This is a genomic window from Streptomyces sp. CB02058 (genome assembly GCF_001905505.1).
Lineage (GTDB): Bacteria > Actinomycetota > Actinomycetes > Streptomycetales > Streptomycetaceae > Streptomyces.
This window is the reverse complement of the sequence record NZ_LIPG01000004.1, coordinates 727803-743804: the sequence shown is the minus strand read 5'-3', so window position 1 is coordinate 743804 and position 16002 is coordinate 727803. Positions and strand designations below refer to the sequence as shown.

Sequence of the window (16002 nt, the reverse complement as noted above, 5' to 3'; positions counted from 1 at the left end):
CCGCTCGCCAGGCCGCCGCGTCGGCCGGCCCTCCGCCGGCGGCACGGGACGCCCCCGGTGAGCGGAGCGGACGCTGCCGTCGTCGGCAGCGGTCCGAACGGCCTCGCCGCCGCGGCCGTCCTGGCCCGGGCCGGACTGCGTGTCGAGGTGTACGAGGCCGCCGGCACCCTGGGAGGCGGGCTGCGCGGAGCCGACCTGTTCGGCTCCGGCGTGGTCCACGACATCTGCTCGGCGGTGCACCCGATGGGCATGTCCTCCCCGTTCTTCAGGGAGTTCGGCCTCGCCGAGCGGGTGGACATGCTCCGCCCGGAGATCAGCTACGCCCACCCCCTCGACGACGGGCGGGCCGCCCTGGCCTGGCACGACCTCGACGCGACCTGCGCCGGGCTCGGGCCGGACGGACCGCGCTGGCGCCGGCTGATGGAACCCCTGCTGGCGCACGGGACGGACCTTGCCGGGCTGCTCCTGTCCGACCTGAGACGGCCTCCCGGGCTCCGGGCCGCCCCGGCTCTGCTGAGCCGGGTCCTGCTCCACGGGACCCGGCTCGGGCCGCTCGCCTTCCGCGGCGAGGAGGCCCGGGCGCTGCTGGCCGGCGCCGCCGCGCACCTGACAGGCCCGCTGCCGTCGCTGCCCGGCGCCGCCGTCGGGCTGCTGCTGGCCCAACTCGCCCACGGACCGGGCTGGCCGGTACCGCGCGGCGGCAGCCGGAGCATCGCGGACGCCCTGGCCGCCGACATCCGGGCACACGGCGGAGTCCTGCACACCGGCCGGGAGATCACCGACCTGCGGGAACTGGACGGCGTCCGGGCGGTGCTCCTGGACGTCTCTCCGACCGCACTGGCGTCCCTCGCCGGGGACCGCCTGCCCCCTCGCTACGCCCGGGCGCTGCGCCGCTATCGCTACGGCCCGGCGGCCGGCAAGGCCGACTTCCTCGTCTCGGAACCGATTCCCTGGTCCGCCCCCGGTGTCGGCCGGGCGGTGACCGTGCACCTCGGAGGGACGGCGGGGGAGGTCTTCCGGCAGGAGACGGCCAACGCCCGGGGCACGTCCGGCGAACGGCCCTTCGTGCTCGTGGTGGACCCGGCGGTCGCCGACCCGGGGCGTGCCCTTCCCGGGCGCCGTCCGGTGTGGGCGTACGCACACCTCCCGCACGGCTCCACCCGCGACCCGCTGCCCCTGGTGCGGGCGGCGATCGAGCGGTACGCCCCCGGCTTCACCGACACCGTGGTCGCCGAACGCGGTGTCTCGGGAGCCGCGTTGGCCCGCTACAACCCCAACTACGTCGGCGGGGACATCGCGACGGGGGCACTCGGCCTGCGGCAGTCCGTCCTGCGGCCCGTCGCCCGCTGGGACCCGTACCGCACCCCCTTGCCGGGGGTCTACCTCTGCTCGGCCGCGACCCCGCCGGGCCCCGGTGTGCACGGGATGTGCGGTCTGCTGGCCGCCCGGACCGCTCTGCGCCGGGAGTTCGGCCTGCGGGTGCCGTCGCTGGGGCGGACCGGGGCAGGCCTCGCCGACCGGGACGGAGCGGCGGCCGGGTGAGGCCTCGCGGCGGAGCCTTCGGGTACGGGCCGGGCCGTACGGGGGTCGTCGGCGGTCCCGCGACGGCCGACGACCGGGGGCCGCCCGCGGGACGGGTCCTGCGGCAGGAGGGCGCGCCGGCCGGAGGACCGTCCGGCGGGCGGGCCCTGCGACCGCCGTTCCGGGCGGTCCTCCGGCCCGGGGCGGCACGCTCACACCCAGCCGCGCTCACGCGCGAGCAGCGCGGCCTGGGCCCGGTTGACGGCGCCCAGCAGACTCAGCACGTCGGAGATGTGCCGCCGGTAGGTGCGGAGGGACATACGGGCCTGACGCGCGCCCGTCTCGTCCTTGCTGACGGCACACATGACGGTGAGGACCAGGCGCTGGGTGTCGGTGAGCCGGGCGACCTGCCCCGTGTCCGCCGTCACCAGGCCGGCGAAGTCGGTCGCGGTGGCCCACAGCCGCTCGAAAAGTCCGACCAGGCTGCTCACCAGCCCGCTCTCCTCGGTGTACAGGGCGCCGCGCCCGGTGTCCCGGGCGTCGATGGGCACCAGCGCCGCGTGCCGGTCGTAGACCAGAACCGTCTCGGACAGCTCGTCCGCGACCCTGATGGCCGCCCCGCCGCGATGAAGGTGCCGCATCCGGTCGAGACTCCCGGCGTCCCCGAGCGCCGTCACCCGCACGAGGACCCGTACGCGCACCGTCCTGCTCAGCCGCCCCAGGTCGAGGTGCCGGGCATAGCCGGCGCTCTCCGGCGTCGACGCGTCGCAGGGGTCGGCCGCGAGCACCTCCGACCGTGCGTTGAACGCCAGTTGGCCCACCCGGGCGCGTACCTCCCGCAGATCCTCCAGCCGTAACAGCGTGGCGGCGCCGTTTCCCGGAGCGGCCGCATCGAGCACCGGTCTCTCGTGCCGCAGGGACCGCAGGATCGGTCGTACGTCGACGAGCTGACGCATCGTCCGGTGCGCCGTGTCCAGCCGCTCCGCGGCCAGCCGGGGCACGGCGACAAGGGGATCCACGGCCCAGGTGTCCGCGTCGTCCCCGTGCAGCAGGCGCAGCTCCCGGAGTCGCGCGACGGCCCGCGCCCCGCTCTCCCGTTCGCCCGGTGACGCCCCGGGGACCTCACCCTTCGGTGTTCCGGGATTCCGCAGGAAGTGGCGGTAGACGGCCTCCTCGGTGCTGGTCAGACCGAGTACGGACATGCTGTTGGTGCTCATATGGCCTCCCTGAGGGTCCCGTCCGGTCGCCCTGTGCGATCACCGGCCCACGCTAGCCAGCGCCCCAGGGCGGTGGAGTCCCACAGGGGTCTCACAGGAGTCTCAGAGCCCGATCCGGTGTGCGCTCTTCTCGTCGCGAAGCCCGGTCAATAGGGTGTCGCCGTGATCGACGACGGGCCCGCGGGAAGCGTGGTGGGAGACCTCATGAGCGAGGCGGCGGCGACCGGTGCACCGGCTCGGGGGACACCCGAGGTGCTGCGGGTGGCGATGGAGCGTCACCGGCTGGTCAACCTGACGGGACCGCTCGGGAGCGGCAAGTCCTGGCTGGTGTCACGTCTGTCGCCGGCACGCGTGCTGGACCTGTCCCGCGGTGACGCCCCGGACGCCGTGCGGGCGGCGCTCGCCGAGTCCACCACCCGGCCGCTCGTGCTGGACGGAGCCGACGGCCCGGAGGCCCTCGCGGCGCTGGAGCACGCCCGGCTCCCGCGCGAAGCGCCCGCCGCACCCCTGCTCGTGGTCAGTCGGCGTTCCTTACTGGCCCAGCCCGGCTGGACGCTCTCGGGAGCGGCTGTCATCGAGACCGCACCGTGGTCCGACGACCGGATCGCCCGGCTGGCGGCCGACGCCCAACTGGCCGGCCCGGTGCCACGGGACCTGGTCGTCCGCATGGCCGGGGGCAACCCGCTGATCGCCTGCGCGGCCTGCCGGGCCCTGCACGCGGGCGCCCCGCCCGACGCCCCCGGGGCCGTCGCCGACCAAGTGGTGCGGGAGATCACCGAGCGGCTCTCCCGCGAGCGGCTCTCCCACGGGTGGCAGCGCGCCCTGGACAAGCTCGCCTCCGTCTGGGGCGGGGACCGGGAACTCCTCGAAGAGAGCCGGGAGCTCTTCGAAACGCTGGGCCGGCTCAGCCTCGTGACCCGTACGGAACTCGGTCTGACCGTCCAGGAACCGTTCCGCGCCGTGTTCGAACAGGCCCACCGGTGGCGGCAGCCCGCCGCCCACCAGGGCTTACGGTCCCGCGCGCACACCCACCGGAGGCGGCAGCTGGCCGCGGAGGCGAGCGTCGCCCGCAGGGGCCGGCTCGCCGAGGCGACCATGGCCCTCATCGACGACACCGTCGTACGCGAGACGCTGTTCCCGGCGAGCGCCGGCGACGGCGCGATCCAGACCGCGACCCCGGGCGACGCCGATGACATCGGCGGGCTGATGCACCAGTGGGCCCGCCAGGGGGGCATGGACACCCGGCGCACGGAACGCCTGGTGGAACGGTGGCTGCACGACGACCCCGCCGGCTTCCGGATGGCCCGGGACCGCGACGGCCGGACCGTGGGCGTCATGGGCCTGGTCCGCGTCGCCGACCGCACCGTCGGCAGCATGGAACCCCTGCTCCAGCAGCACACCGACCGGCTGATGGGCGGGCAGCGGACCCGGTCCCTGGTCCTCGGGGCCGCGTACTGCCCGGAGCGCGGACTGCACGCGCGGTTGCTCCGGGACCTGCTGCACCACGTCATGTCCAACAGCCTGCTGCTGACGGTCTCCACGCCGAGCCCGCGCTACCAGCAGCTCCTGACGAACTTACGTTTCCGCCAGCACGGCACCACCACCGACGACGTCTACCGGTGCGGCCGGAAACCGGAGATCTACAGCCAGGACTTCGGACACGACGCGATCACCGAGTGGGTGGAGCGGCTCGCCCTCGTGCCGGGGCAGGGCGGCCCCTCGGCCACCGGCCGCGAGGTGGGACAGGCCCTCGCGCACCTCTCCGACCTCGCCTGGCTGGCACACAGCCCGCTGCGCTCCCCGGGCACGCAGACGGCGGAGGACCTGCGGAAGGCGCTGCGGGACGGAGTGGCCGCCCTCGCGGAGAGCGACCAACTCGAAGACGCCGAAGCCGGGCAGATCCTGCTGCACTACTACCTCGGGCGCCGGCAGACCCATCAGCAACTGGCCCGTCGGCTCCATATGAGCCGGGCCACCTACTTCCGCCGGCTCCGGCACGGACTGGACCTTCTCGGGCAACGGCTGGCAGCGGACCGAGTCCACAGCACCGGTGGCGCGTGAGCCTGCGATGCCCGGCCCCGGCTCTGTGATGAGAGGGGCCCTCAGGACGAACCCGTCACTCGGGTCTCACGGGCCTCGTCCGTAACCAGGAGCCAGCGCAAGCCCCGGACCTGCCGGCCGGGTCAGTAGAGCCAGCGGTCCAGGTGCGCCGGCCAGAGAAACCCCTCGTAGCCGCCGAAGGACGCCGGATCGATCGCCTTGAGCTCCTCGGCCAGGCGGTTCAGCTCGTCGAAAGCCCGCTCCTCCTCCTCCTGACGATGGGCATCCGCCCTGAGCGACTGTCACCTCCTGCCACAGGGGCCGACGAAGGGACAGAGGGACCGGGGTTAGATTCTGCGTATGCCTTCCCATCTCAGTCATGGAGCTTCCGGAGCCCTCCGACGCTTTGCCGGATGGCTCGCCCGGGGGTCGGTGGGCCACCCGATGCTCGAAGGGATCGACTACTGGCAGGAGTTGCGTGACGCGCCCTCGCAGATGGAGACCTGTGTGGCGATCTTCGCGAACGTCCTCGAACTGGATGAGCAGGGGGAACCGGTCAACGAGAAGCACGCGGAGCGCAGGGCCGCGGTCTGGCTCTACCGGTACTGCACCGGGGAACTCCCGCAAGGGGAACCGGACATCGAGCTGTGGGAATGCCGGCTCCACTGACCGGCAGGGGCCAGGCCGTGCAGGCGGGCGATGCCGGGCATCACGCGCCCGCACACCACGTACCGGCCGGCACGACCTCTGCCTAGGACAGGGCGGACGTCTGCGGGGAGCGGAGCACGAGCAGGGTGATCTCGCTGGGGGCGAAGACGCGGAAGGGCGGGCCCCAGAAGCCGGTGCCGCGGCTCGTGTAGAGGAGGGTGCGGGGGCCGTGGTGGCTGAGGCCGGCCACGGCCGGCTGGTCGAGGCGGACCAGGTGGTGGAAGGGCCAGATCTGGCCCCCGTGGGTGTGGCCGGAGAGCTGGAGGTCGATGCCTTCGGCTGCCGCGCGGTCGATGAACTTGGGCTGGTGGGCCAGGAGGAGGACGGGGAGATCCGGGTCTGCGCCCTGGAGGGCCCCGGCGAGATGGGCGCGGTGGCCCGCCAGTCCGGAGGACTCGGCGGTGACGTCGTCGACGCCGGCGACCACGAGGGAGTCACCGCCGCGTTCGAGCAGCAGATGGCGGTTGCGCAGCGGTTCCCAGCCCAGCTCGTCCATCAGATCGACCCAGCCCTGGGCCTCGGTGTAGTACTCGTGGTTGCCGGTGACGTAGACCCGGGCCCGAGTCGCCCGCACGGTGCCCAGCGGGGCGGCCTGCGCGCGACGGCGCTCGGCCGTGCCGTCCGCGATGTCACCGGTGTGACAGACCAGGTCGGCCTCCAGGGTGTTCACCCTCTCGCAGACCCGTGCCGACCAGCGGGCGCGGTCGAGCGGACCGTAGTGGGTGTCCGTTATCAGGACGACTCGGGTGCCGTCCAACCCGGCTCCCAGACGGGGGAGTTCCACGTCGAGCCGGCGCACGCGCGGCACGCGGCGCGCCTCCGCGTACCCCCACGCGAGCAACACGACGGCCACGCCGAGGACGGCCCAGGTGACGATGCGCGCCCGGTCCTGACCCTCGCCGACGCCGGCCGCGGTCAGGGCGAGCCGCAGCAGGACGCCGAGCAGGACGGACCAGGTGAACAGGACCCAGATGCTGCCCAGAAGCGTGTCACCGACGATCGCCGCCCCGTCGTGCTGGCGGCGGCCGTGGCCGCGCACCATGGCGAGCGGCATGGCGACCAGGCCGAGGGCGAACACCGCGGTGCCGGTCAGCGTCACGGGGAGCGGCCAGTGCTGACCGGTGTGCAGGAGAACCCAGCACGGTACGGCCCACAGCAGGACGGGGGCGATCAGAGGGATGTAGCGCATCAGGCGCTGCAGTCGGCTCCGTGGCGCCTCCTGCGCGCCGCCGGCGGCGGATCGGGTGTCGCTGGTCTCGGTCACGCTTCCCCTCCTGAGGGTCTGTCCGACGGATCGTGCCGTATCGGGGCCGCTCGGTGGCCCGGCCCGGTCTGCGTACGGGCCGGGCGCCCGTGGCGCCGACATGATCTGCCGCCCACGTTCTGATTCTGCTCCGGCCTCAGCAGCCGGAGACCACCAGGGCCCATTGTCCGCCGTCGCGGAACGGACCGTCCCCGGGGTGCGGCGAGTCCGCTCCGCCGGAAGCCGAGCCGGCCTGACGGGTGTTCCGGCGGTCTCCGTCGCCCTGCGACCGGAGCCACGGATCATTGCTCGCCTGGGGCCAGGCCGAGTCGCACCCGCTCGTCACGGTCGCAGTGCAGTGTGCCGTCGACGACCCGCGCCGCGGCGACCTGGAGCGAGGAGCGGCGGGTGGCGTAGGTGTCGTCGTTCTCGGCGGTGCCGACGCGGCCCGGGTGGGTGAAGTAGAAGATGTAGGCCGTTTCGTCCTGGACGACCACGTCGGCGTGGAGTCCGATCGTCCCGTCGTCGGGGCGGTTGCCCGGCTCGTCCAGGATCAGTCCCCGGTGTTCCCACGAGGTCAGGTCGTCCGAGCGCAGCACACCCTGGCCGCGCCACTCGTCGACCAGCATCCAGTAGGAGCCGCCGAGTTCGAAGACGTTGGGTCCTTCGTGCGGCCGGTGGACGACCGCGGGGCCGGTGGGCCGCCACCGGTACAGGTCGGGGCTGTCGGCGGCGTGGGTGAGTGAGCCCCGGGACTCGTCCTTGAACCACATGCGCCAGCCGCCGCCCGGCAGCGGGTACACGCACGCGTCGATGACCCGGTCGGAGCCGAGGTCCAGGGCGCCGTGATACCGCCACTCCAGCAGGTCGGGGCTCGTGTAGTGGCGGATCCGGGCGGGGCCCGTCCAGGAGCCGGGCACTCCGGGGAGGTAGCTCACGTACAGGTGGTAGAGCCCGTCGTGCCAGATGATCTCCGGTGCCCAGAAGGTGTTCCTGCCCGGCTCGGTCTCCAGACCGGTGAGGGTGCCCCGGTACGTCCAGGTGCGGCCGCCGTCCGCCGACGCGGCCACACCGAGATCCGTGCCGTGCACCCAGGCGACACCGGGGCCGGGGGCGGTGGTGCGGCGGTTCGTGTACACCAGCCACCACTCGCGGCTTCGGCGGTTCCAGACCACGACGGGGTCGGCGGCGCCGTCGTACACGGGGTCGCGGAAGAGCGGGGCGTCGGACATGTGGTTCACAGGACCTTCCCTGGTTCTGCAGGTCCGCCGCCTGCTCGGTCGCGGCTCCGTGGGCTCGTGGCTTCGTGGTCAGGCCCGGGTACGGTTTCGCCCGGTCCGGCGGCCCGGGCACGCGGGCCTGTTCCTGGTGCGCTCTGTCGACGTTGATGATGCCCCAGATGCGCACGGAGCGGTCTGCTTCGCCGGGATGCTCCCCAACCAGTGGGCGGTCCGCGGGACTTCTCCCCATCGCCGGATCCCCCTGAGGGCCCGGGGGCCGTCACGCACCCGGAGCGGGGCCGTGCGTCCGTACGGAACCGAGCCGCCCGGACCGCCTGTTCGTCACCCGCCTCGTCCCGCCGTACCGCCCTGCGGCTAGTTTGTGTGCAGAGGACGGACAGGCAGGCCCGTGGTGGGACAGGCGCACGGGGGACGGGAGGTCGGGAAGAGTGTCGCTGCGCGGAGGCGATCCAGTCGAGATCGGCGGCTATCCACTCGAGGCGAGGCTCGGCTCGGGCGGCATGGGCACGGTCTTTCTGGCCCGTACGAGTTCGGGGCGGCCGGTCGCGATCAAACTGATCCACCAGCAGTTCGCCGGGGACGACGAGTTCCGCATCCGCTTCCGGCAGGAGGTGGCCGCCGCACGGCGGGTCAGCGGTGCGTTCACCGCGGCCGTGGTCGACGCCGCCCCCGAGGCCGAGCAGCCATGGATGGCGACGGCCTACATCGAGGGCCGGACGCTCGCCCAGCGCATCGCCGAGAACGGCCCGCTGGACGGAGCGGAGCTGAGAAGGCTCGCCATCGGGCTGGCCGAGGCGCTGCGCGACATCCACCGGGTCGGGGTCGTCCACCGTGACCTCAAGCCGTCGAACGTCGTCCTCTCGCCCGAGGGCCCGCGGGTCATCGACTTCGGCATCTCGCGCGCCGCCGACCAGCAGACGCTGACGATGACGGGGCGGGTCATCGGTACGCCGCCCTTCATGTCGCCCGAGCAGTTGCAGGCGCCGCGTGGTGTGGGGCCGCCGTCCGACGTCTTCTCGCTGGGGACACTGCTCGTGTACTCGGTGACGGGTCACGGGCCGTTCGACGCGGACAGCCCGTACATGACGGCATATCAGGTGGTGCACGAGGAGCCGTCGCTGGGCGCCGTGCCCACAGCTCTGCGTGTGGTCGTCGAGTCGTGCCTGGACAAGGACCCCGAGGGGCGCCCCTCGGCGGACGAACTCCTCGTGCTGCTGCGCGACCTGCCGGCCGATCTCGGCGGGACCGAGGAGAGCGGGGCCGGCCCCGGGCGTACCCGCGACATGATCACCCAGCACCACCTCGCGACGCCCACGCCTGCCGGCACGGCCGGTTCCGGGGCGGGGGGCGCCGGCACCTCGCTCGGCCGGCGTCTGCGCGGCCGATGGCGGCCCGTGCTCGCGGCCGCCGTCGCGGTCGCCGCGATCGGCGGGGGAGTCGCGACGCTCACGGCGGGCGGCACCGGGGGGAGCGGCGCCGCGGGCAAGGGCGACAGCGCCGCGACGCCGGGCCCCGCGCTGCCGGACGGCTTCGAGCCGTGGCGAAAGAGCGTGCTGGGCGGTCGCGAGGACATCCCCGACGAACTGCGGTGCGTCGGGCGCGAGGACGCGGTGTTCTGCGGCGGCGGCAGTGTCGTCGCGACCCGTATCGACGTCCGGGACGGCTCGCGGGCGTGGACGGCGAACAGCCCAGGCGTGCCCATGCAGGGCATGCACCTGGTGGGAGCCACCGACGACACGGTGCTCGGTTACCGCTTCGCCGCCGAGGACGCCCCGCAGGGCCCTCCCGTCGAGGTGGTGGCCGTGGACGCGGCCGACGGCCGGGAGCTGTGGTCCGTGCCGTCCGGCGCCCAGTCGACGGCCGTCACGGGCCGCACGCAGGACGCCGTCGTGGCCGGCTCCGCCGTCGTGACGGTCGACGCCTCCAACTCCCGCTTCGAGGCGAGGGACGCGCACAGCGGTGACGTCACCTGGAAGACGGCCTTCCCCGCAGGCACGCAGTGCGCGCCCGTCACCGCGGGGTCACAGCTCTTCGCCATGTGCGCGACGGACGCGGAGGTGGACGACCTTGAGGTGCGCCACCCCGTCCTGCGCACGCTCGACCCGGCCTCCGGGACACTGGGCAGGTCCCTCGCGGTCGACGGCCCCGCCGTGCCGATGGGCGTCGCCGACGGCAGTCTCGTACTCCTCCAGGAACACCGGGAAGGGCCGGCGCTGACCGGCTACGACGGGGTGGCGCGGGTCGACCCGGCCTCGGGGAAGGTCACGTACTCCCGACTGGCCCAGACGTACGCGGGGACGCCCGGCATGGCGGACGGCACCCTCTACGTCAGTGGGCAGACCGGCCTCGTCACGGCGATCGACTCCGCGACCGGCCGGAAGGAATGGTCGCGGCAGACCGGCGTCGAAGGTGCGTCGGGTCCCGCCGAGGGCGCCGACGCGCTGTACTTCAGCTCGGCCACCGGCCGGGTGGTCGCCCTGTCGCCGCGCGACGGCAAGCCGCTGTGGTCGACCGACCCGCAGGCCGACGGCCTGACGGGCGAGCAGGGCGCGAGCTCACGCGTGACCGTCGCGGGGCGGGCGGTGATCGTGGCCGCGGCCGGGAACACGCTCTTCGCCTTCGACGCGCAGAAGCCGCCGAAGTCGGGCTGACCCCGGCGGCGCACCCGATGCTCGGCCGGGTGCCGGGTGCCGGGTGCCGGGTGCCGGGTGCCGGCTGCCCGGGACGCCTCGCCCCCGTGGCGGGGCCTCATCCGGCCGAGGGGCCGACGCGGCCCGGGGCGTCCCGCCCCCGTAGAGGCATGCAGTCCACGACCGTTCCCGCAGGCCACGGGGTGTCCGGTGCCGGTGCGGCCCTGGATAGACTCGTCGGTATGGCCCAGTCGTCCCGCACCCCTTCGAGTCCCGGGATGTGGCGGCGCGAGGCGGGCACCGTTGTGCGCCGGGCCGCCGCGCTCCCCGAGCAGCAGGCCGGGGCGCACTTCGCCATCAGCGCCGGTCTGCGGATCCCCAGCGTTCCCACGGAGTGGTCGCCGCACTCGCATCCCCGGCACGAGCTCGTCTGGGTGCGCGGGGGGACGCTGACGTCCAGGGTGGAGGACCGCGTCTTCACGGTGTCCGAGGGGCACGGGCTGTGGATGCCCGCAGGAGTCGTGCACGGGGGGCGGGCGACGGCGGGCGCGCAGTTCCACGACGCCTTCTTCGCCCCCGACCGCACGCCGTTCGCGTTCGAGGAGCCCAAGGCGATCGCGATGACGCCGCTGCTCGAATCGCTGCTGACCCATCTTTCCCGCTCGGATCTCGACGCGGAGGCCAGGGCGCGTGCGGAGGCCGTCGTGTTCGACGTGCTCCAGCCGTCGGAGCGCCAGCTCGTGCTGCAGCTGCCCGGCGACCCCCGGATCGACGCGATCGCCGAGGCCCTGCTGGACGATCCCGCCGACGACCGCTCCCTGGAGGAGTGGGCGCGGGCACTGGGGATCAGTGACCGCACGGTCACCCGCGCGTTCCGCCACGCCACGGGCCTGTCCTTCGCGCAGTGGCGGCAGGTGCTGCGGGTGCACCGGGCGCTGACCCTCCTCTCCGAGGGGCTCGACGTGACGACCGTCTCCGAGGTGCTCGGCTACGCGCAGCCCAGCTCCTTCATCGCGGCCTTCCGGCGGGTCATGGGAACCACGCCCGGCGCGTTCTTCGACACGGCCGACGGCACCCCTCAGGATGTCCGGAATCCCGTATCGCGTGTCCGTAACTCCTGATTGCCGACATCGCGAGCGGAATATAGCCTTCCCGGAGTTAGGTAACCCTTAGTTGTTGCTCGACGCGAACGGTGCGTTCCGTGCGTGGGAGAGTCTGCGGCGCCCGGCCGGCGAAGGCCGGACGGAGGGTGCCGCGGCCCCTGCCCCTCCGACCTCCGGAACCCACCGATGTTCATACGCTCCTCCCGGCACGCCGGTCGCCCGGCGTCCGGCGACGCCACGCCTGCCGCCGCCCTCGACGGGCACGACCTGGTGCTGCGTTACGGCGGCAAGCCGGTCGTCCACGGCGTCTCGCTGAGCCTGGAGCCCGGCCGCGCCACCGCCCTCGTCGGACCCAACGGCAGCGGGAAGTCCACGCTGCTGCGAGCGCTCTCCCGGCTGCACCGGCTGGACGGCGGCCGGGTGACGCTCGGCGCCACCGACGGGCAGCCCGAGCGCGACGCGGCCCTGCTGAGCGCCCGCCGGTTCGCCCGCGAGGTCACGCTGTTCTCGCAGTCCAGGCCCGCACCCCAGGGGCTGACGGTCGCGGAGGTCGTGGCGTTCGGACGCCACCCCTACCGCCGGGGCTTCGCCGGACTCACCGCCGACGACCGGACCGCGGTCGACCACGCCATGGGCGTCACCGGCGTACGGGACATGGCGGACCGGCCGGTCGGAGAACTCTCCGGCGGGGAGATGCAGCGAGTCTGGCTCGCGGCCTGCCTCGCCCAGGACACCGGCGTCGTGCTCCTGGACGAACCCACCAACCACCTGGACCTGCGCTACCAGATCGAGACGCTCGACCTGGTGCGCGACCTCGTCGAGGAGCACGGCATCGCCGTCGGCATCGTGCTGCACGACCTCGACCAGGCGTCCCGCGTCGCGGACACGCTGGTCCTGATGCGCTCCGGCCGCGTCCACGCCGCCGGGGCACCCGCCGACGTCCTCACCGCCGAGAACATCGGCGAGGTCTACGACATCCGCGTCGAGGTCGGCACCGATCCCCGCACGGGGCGGCTCCGCATCGACCCCATCGGGCGGCACCCCGCCTGAAACCGGGCTGCCCCCGCACGCAGCGGCACATCCGCCGCTCCCACACCGATCGAGAAGAGGATCCTTCATGAACCGTGCCCATCGCCTGGCGGCGTCGGCCTCCGCAGGGCTCATCGTCCTGGCCGCGACGGCCTGCGGCACGACCAGCGTCGACGAGGCAGGCAGCAGCACCAGCGCGCCGCCCGCGTCGAAGAGCTGCGCCGACGACACCACGGCCACCTCGACCGAGCCCGTCTCCTTCAAGGACGGCGTCGGCCGGCAGGTGAAGCTCGACAAGCCCGCCGAGCGCATCGCGGTCCTGGAATGGCAGCAGGTCGAGGACGCGCTGACCCTCTGCGTCACCCCCACCGCGGTCTCCGACGCGAAGGGCTACAGCACCTGGGTCAGCGCGGAGAAGCTCCCCGACGGAGTGACGGACATCGGCACCCGTGAGGAACCCGACCTCGACACCCTCTACGCGGCGAAGCCCGACCTCATCGTCGTGGAGGCGTTCGACGCCGACGACGAGACCGTCAAGAAGCTGGAGAAGCGCGGCGTCCCCGTCATGGTGACGCGAGGGGCGAACCCGAAGGACCCGATCGGGAACATGCGGGACGTCTTCAGCATGATCGGCGAGGTCACCGGCCGCACCGAGCGGGCCGACCAGGTGCTCAAGCAGTTCGACGACCACCTGGCCGAGGCGAAGCAGCAGGTCATCGACGCCGAGCTGCCGACGAAGGACTTCCTCTTCTTCGACGGCTGGCTCCAGGGCGGCAACCTCACCGTCCGCCCCTACAGCGACGGCGCCCTCTTCACCGAGATAGGCAAGGAACTCGGTATGAAGCCCGCGTGGACCAACGACGTCAACAAGGCCCACGGCGACGGCGGCGTCGACCCCTCCTACGGCCTCGCGCAGACCGACGTCGAGGGCCTCACCGCGGTCGGCGACGCCAACCTCTTCTACGCCAACGACGAGGGCGCCGGCGGCTACGTCGCCGCGCTCGGCAAGAACCCGATCTGGAAGTCCCTCCCGGCCGTGAAGGAAGGCCGCGCGCACGCCTTCCCGGCGCGGGTGTGGGGCGCGGGCGGTCCGCGCTCCTGCGAGCAGGCGATCGACGCGTACGTCGACGTACTCGACAAGAAGTGAGCACAGCGCGGACGACGGCACTCGGTGGGGAGACGCTGCCGCGCGACGAGCGCGGCGGCGGCCCCACCGGGGTGGCCGTCCTGGCACTCCTCCTCGCCGTGACCACCCTGGTGGGCATGTGGCACCTGACGCAGGGGACGTCGGGCGTCGGCGTCGGCGACCTGCTGCGCCACCTCGCCGGGGAACGGGAGGACACGGGCGGGGCGCCGGTCGGCGAGATCCTCACCGGCTCGCGCCTGCCGCGCCTGCTGGCGGGCGTGGCGGTGGGCTTCGCCCTCGGCTGCGCGGGCACGCTCCTCCAGTCCGTCACGCACAACGCGCTCGCCTCCCCGGACACCCTCGCGGTCACGGCCGGGGCCTACTTCACGATCACGCTCGTCGCCGCCTTCGGTTTCGCCGTCCCGCTCTGGGCGTCGGGAGCCGTCGCCTTCGCCGGCGGCCTGGTGGCGGCGGCCCTCGTGCTGCTCCTCGCCGGCCGGGCCGCGGGCACCGCCGGCACCCGCCTCATCCTCGCCGGATCGGCGACGGCGATGGCCCTGGACGCGGCGACCGGGATGCTCCTCATCCTGTTCGACCAGAACACCACCGGACTCTTCGCCTGGGGGAGCGGCTCGCTCGCCCAGCTGAACATCGACGCGTCGATACGGGCCTTCCCCCTCGTGGCCGTGGTGCTGTGCGCCGCCCTGGCGCTCTCCCGGCGGCTGGACGTGATGAACCTCGGCGACGACGCCGCGTCCACCCTCGGTGTGCCGATCAGGTCCACCCGTGTGGTCGCCGTGGTCTGCGCGGTGCTCCTGACCAGCACCGCGGTGACGCTCGCGGGCCCGATCGCCTTCGTCGGCCTCGGCGCCCCCGTCCTGGCCCGCCTCATCGCGGGGCGGGTCAGGGCGCTGCGCAAGCATCTGCTCCTGCTGCCCGCGGCCGGGCTGCTCGGCGCGCTGCTCATCCTGCTCGCGGACGCCACGCTGCGCGCGATCCAGGGCGCGGACGGCGCCGCCTCCATTCCCACGGGCGTGCCGACGGCGCTGCTCGGCTCCGTCGTGATCGTGGTCCTCGCGATGCGCCTCCGCGACACCGGCCGGCTCCGGCAGCCGCCGCACGCGCGGGTCGCCGTGCGGTCACCTCGCGCGTTCCTCCTCGTCGTCCTCGGCGCGGTCGCGCTCCTGGCCGCCGCCGTCCTCGTCGCCGTACTGGCGGGAAGCCTCTGGCTGCGTACGGGGGACATCGCGCTCTGGGCCCGGGGCGCCGCCCCCGGCCTGATCGGCCAGGCGCTCGACGACCGGGTCCCACGGGTGGCCGCAGCGGTCCTCGCGGGTGCCGCACTCGGACTGGCCGGATGCGTCGTGCAGAGCGCGGTGCGCAACCCGCTGGCGGAACCAGGTGTACTCGGCATCACGGCGGGCGCCGGCCTGGGCGCGGCGAGCGTCGTCACCTCGGGCATCCCGGGCGGGCGGCCGGTGCTCATCGCCGTCGCGGTCGCGGCAGGGCTCGCCACGTTCGGGGTGATCGCCCTGCTGGCCTGGCGCGGCGGCTTCCTGCCCGACCGGTTCGTCCTGATCGGGATCGGCTGCGGTTACGGCCTCAGCTCCATCACGACCTTCCTCCTGCTGCGCGCCGACCCGTACAACACGCCCAGGATCTTCACCTGGCTCTCCGGTACGACCTACGGGCGCACGCTGCCCGACGTCGTACCCGTCGCGGTGGCCCTGGCGCTCGCACTTCCCGTGCTGTTCGCCATGCGGAGCCGGCTCGACCTGCTCGCCGTCGACGAGGACACCCCGCGCATCGTCGGCGTCAGGCTGGAACGCACACGCTTCGTCGCACTGGCCGTCGCCGCGGTGCTGGCGGCACTCAGCGTGATCGCCGTCGGAGTCGTCGGCTTCGTCGGCCTCGTCGCCCCGCACCTCGCCCGGTCCCTGGTCGGCGCCCGGCACGGCCGCGCGATCCCGGTCGCGATGCTGCTCGGCGGCCTGCTGGTCTGTGTGGCGGACGCCCTCGGCCGTACGCTCGTCGCCCCCGCACAGATACCCGCCGGCCTGATGATCGCCCTGGTCGGAGCCCCGTACTTCATCTGGGTGCTCCGACGGTCGCGCGCATGACACCAGGCAGCGGCACCCCCGCGC

At 73.7% G+C, this 16002-nt stretch carries 11 protein-coding genes; 8 read left to right on the top strand and 3 right to left on the bottom strand.

The window, feature by feature from the left end; translation table 11 throughout:
- Positions 1-57 precede the first annotated feature (57 nt).
- The gene (locus AMK10_RS23805; protein ID WP_073749929.1) at positions 58-1542 is read left to right on the top strand and encodes a phytoene desaturase family protein; all 1485 of its coding nucleotides are present in this window, start codon (positions 58-60) and stop codon (positions 1540-1542) included.
- A 191-nt stretch (positions 1543-1733) separates the two neighbouring features.
- On the opposite strand, the gene AMK10_RS23800 is transcribed toward AMK10_RS23805, so the two are convergent.
- Positions 1734-2738 carry a hypothetical protein gene (locus tag AMK10_RS23800; protein ID WP_073749928.1) on the bottom strand — a complete coding sequence of 335 codons (1005 nt, stop codon included), beginning with the start codon at positions 2736-2738 and terminating at the stop codon, positions 1734-1736.
- 162 nt (positions 2739-2900) lie between these two features.
- On the opposite strand from AMK10_RS23800, the gene AMK10_RS23795 reads away from it, so the two are divergent.
- Both AMK10_RS23795 and AMK10_RS23790 read left to right on the top strand, forming a co-directional pair.
- Positions 2901-4799: a hypothetical protein gene (locus AMK10_RS23795; RefSeq protein ID WP_241839646.1), complete on the top strand. Its 1899-nt coding sequence runs from the start codon at positions 2901-2903 to the stop codon at positions 4797-4799.
- A 339-nt stretch (positions 4800-5138) separates the two neighbouring features.
- A complete protein-coding gene (locus AMK10_RS23790) occupies positions 5139-5447 on the top strand; it encodes a DUF7677 family protein (protein WP_073749927.1) in 309 nt (102 codons plus the stop codon).
- An 82-nt stretch (positions 5448-5529) separates the two neighbouring features.
- On the opposite strand, the gene AMK10_RS23785 is transcribed toward AMK10_RS23790, so the two are convergent.
- Both AMK10_RS23785 and AMK10_RS23780 read right to left on the bottom strand, forming a co-directional pair.
- Positions 5530-6750 (bottom strand): metallophosphoesterase, encoded by a 1221-nt coding sequence (locus AMK10_RS23785; RefSeq protein WP_073749926.1) that lies wholly within the window; start codon positions 6748-6750, stop codon positions 5530-5532.
- A gap of 281 nt (positions 6751-7031) precedes the next feature.
- Positions 7032-7961 carry a glycosyl hydrolase gene (locus AMK10_RS23780; RefSeq protein WP_073750180.1) on the bottom strand — a complete coding sequence of 310 codons (930 nt, stop codon included), beginning with the start codon at positions 7959-7961 and terminating at the stop codon, positions 7032-7034.
- Positions 7962-8398: 437 nt separating this feature from the next.
- On the opposite strand from AMK10_RS23780, the gene AMK10_RS23775 reads away from it, so the two are divergent.
- From AMK10_RS23775 to AMK10_RS23755, 5 genes are all read left to right on the top strand, one after another.
- Positions 8399-10621 (top strand): serine/threonine-protein kinase, encoded by a 2223-nt coding sequence (locus AMK10_RS23775; protein ID WP_073749925.1) that lies wholly within the window; start codon positions 8399-8401, stop codon positions 10619-10621.
- A gap of 257 nt (positions 10622-10878) precedes the next feature.
- Positions 10879-11721: a helix-turn-helix domain-containing protein gene (locus AMK10_RS23770; protein WP_073749924.1), complete on the top strand. Its 843-nt coding sequence runs from the start codon at positions 10879-10881 to the stop codon at positions 11719-11721.
- A gap of 168 nt (positions 11722-11889) precedes the next feature.
- Positions 11890-12753, top strand: a complete 864-nt coding sequence (locus AMK10_RS23765) for an ABC transporter ATP-binding protein (RefSeq protein WP_073749923.1) — start codon at positions 11890-11892, stop codon at positions 12751-12753.
- Positions 12754-12820: 67 nt separating this feature from the next.
- Positions 12821-13879 (top strand): ABC transporter substrate-binding protein, encoded by a 1059-nt coding sequence (locus tag AMK10_RS23760; protein WP_073749922.1) that lies wholly within the window; start codon positions 12821-12823, stop codon positions 13877-13879.
- Complete coding sequence (locus AMK10_RS23755; protein ID WP_073749921.1) at positions 13876-15978, top strand: iron ABC transporter permease; 2103 nt, start codon at positions 13876-13878, stop codon at positions 15976-15978. The genes AMK10_RS23760 and AMK10_RS23755 overlap by 4 nt, the downstream gene beginning before the upstream one ends.
- Positions 15979-16002: the final 24 nt, after the last annotated feature.

Coding starts and splice junctions, on each gene's coding strand:
- AMK10_RS23790 (WP_073749927.1), top strand. CDS start 5,139: ATGCCTTCCCATCTCAGTCATGGAGCTTCCGGAGCCCTCCGACGCTTT.
- AMK10_RS23780 (WP_073750180.1), bottom strand. CDS start 7,961: ATGTCCGACGCCCCGCTCTTCCGCGACCCCGTGTACGACGGCGCCGCC.
- AMK10_RS23770 (WP_073749924.1), top strand. CDS start 10,879: ATGTGGCGGCGCGAGGCGGGCACCGTTGTGCGCCGGGCCGCCGCGCTC.
- AMK10_RS23765 (WP_073749923.1), top strand. CDS start 11,890: ATGTTCATACGCTCCTCCCGGCACGCCGGTCGCCCGGCGTCCGGCGAC.
- AMK10_RS23760 (WP_073749922.1), top strand. CDS start 12,821: ATGAACCGTGCCCATCGCCTGGCGGCGTCGGCCTCCGCAGGGCTCATC.
- AMK10_RS23800 (WP_073749928.1), bottom strand. CDS start 2,738: ATGAGCACCAACAGCATGTCCGTACTCGGTCTGACCAGCACCGAGGAG.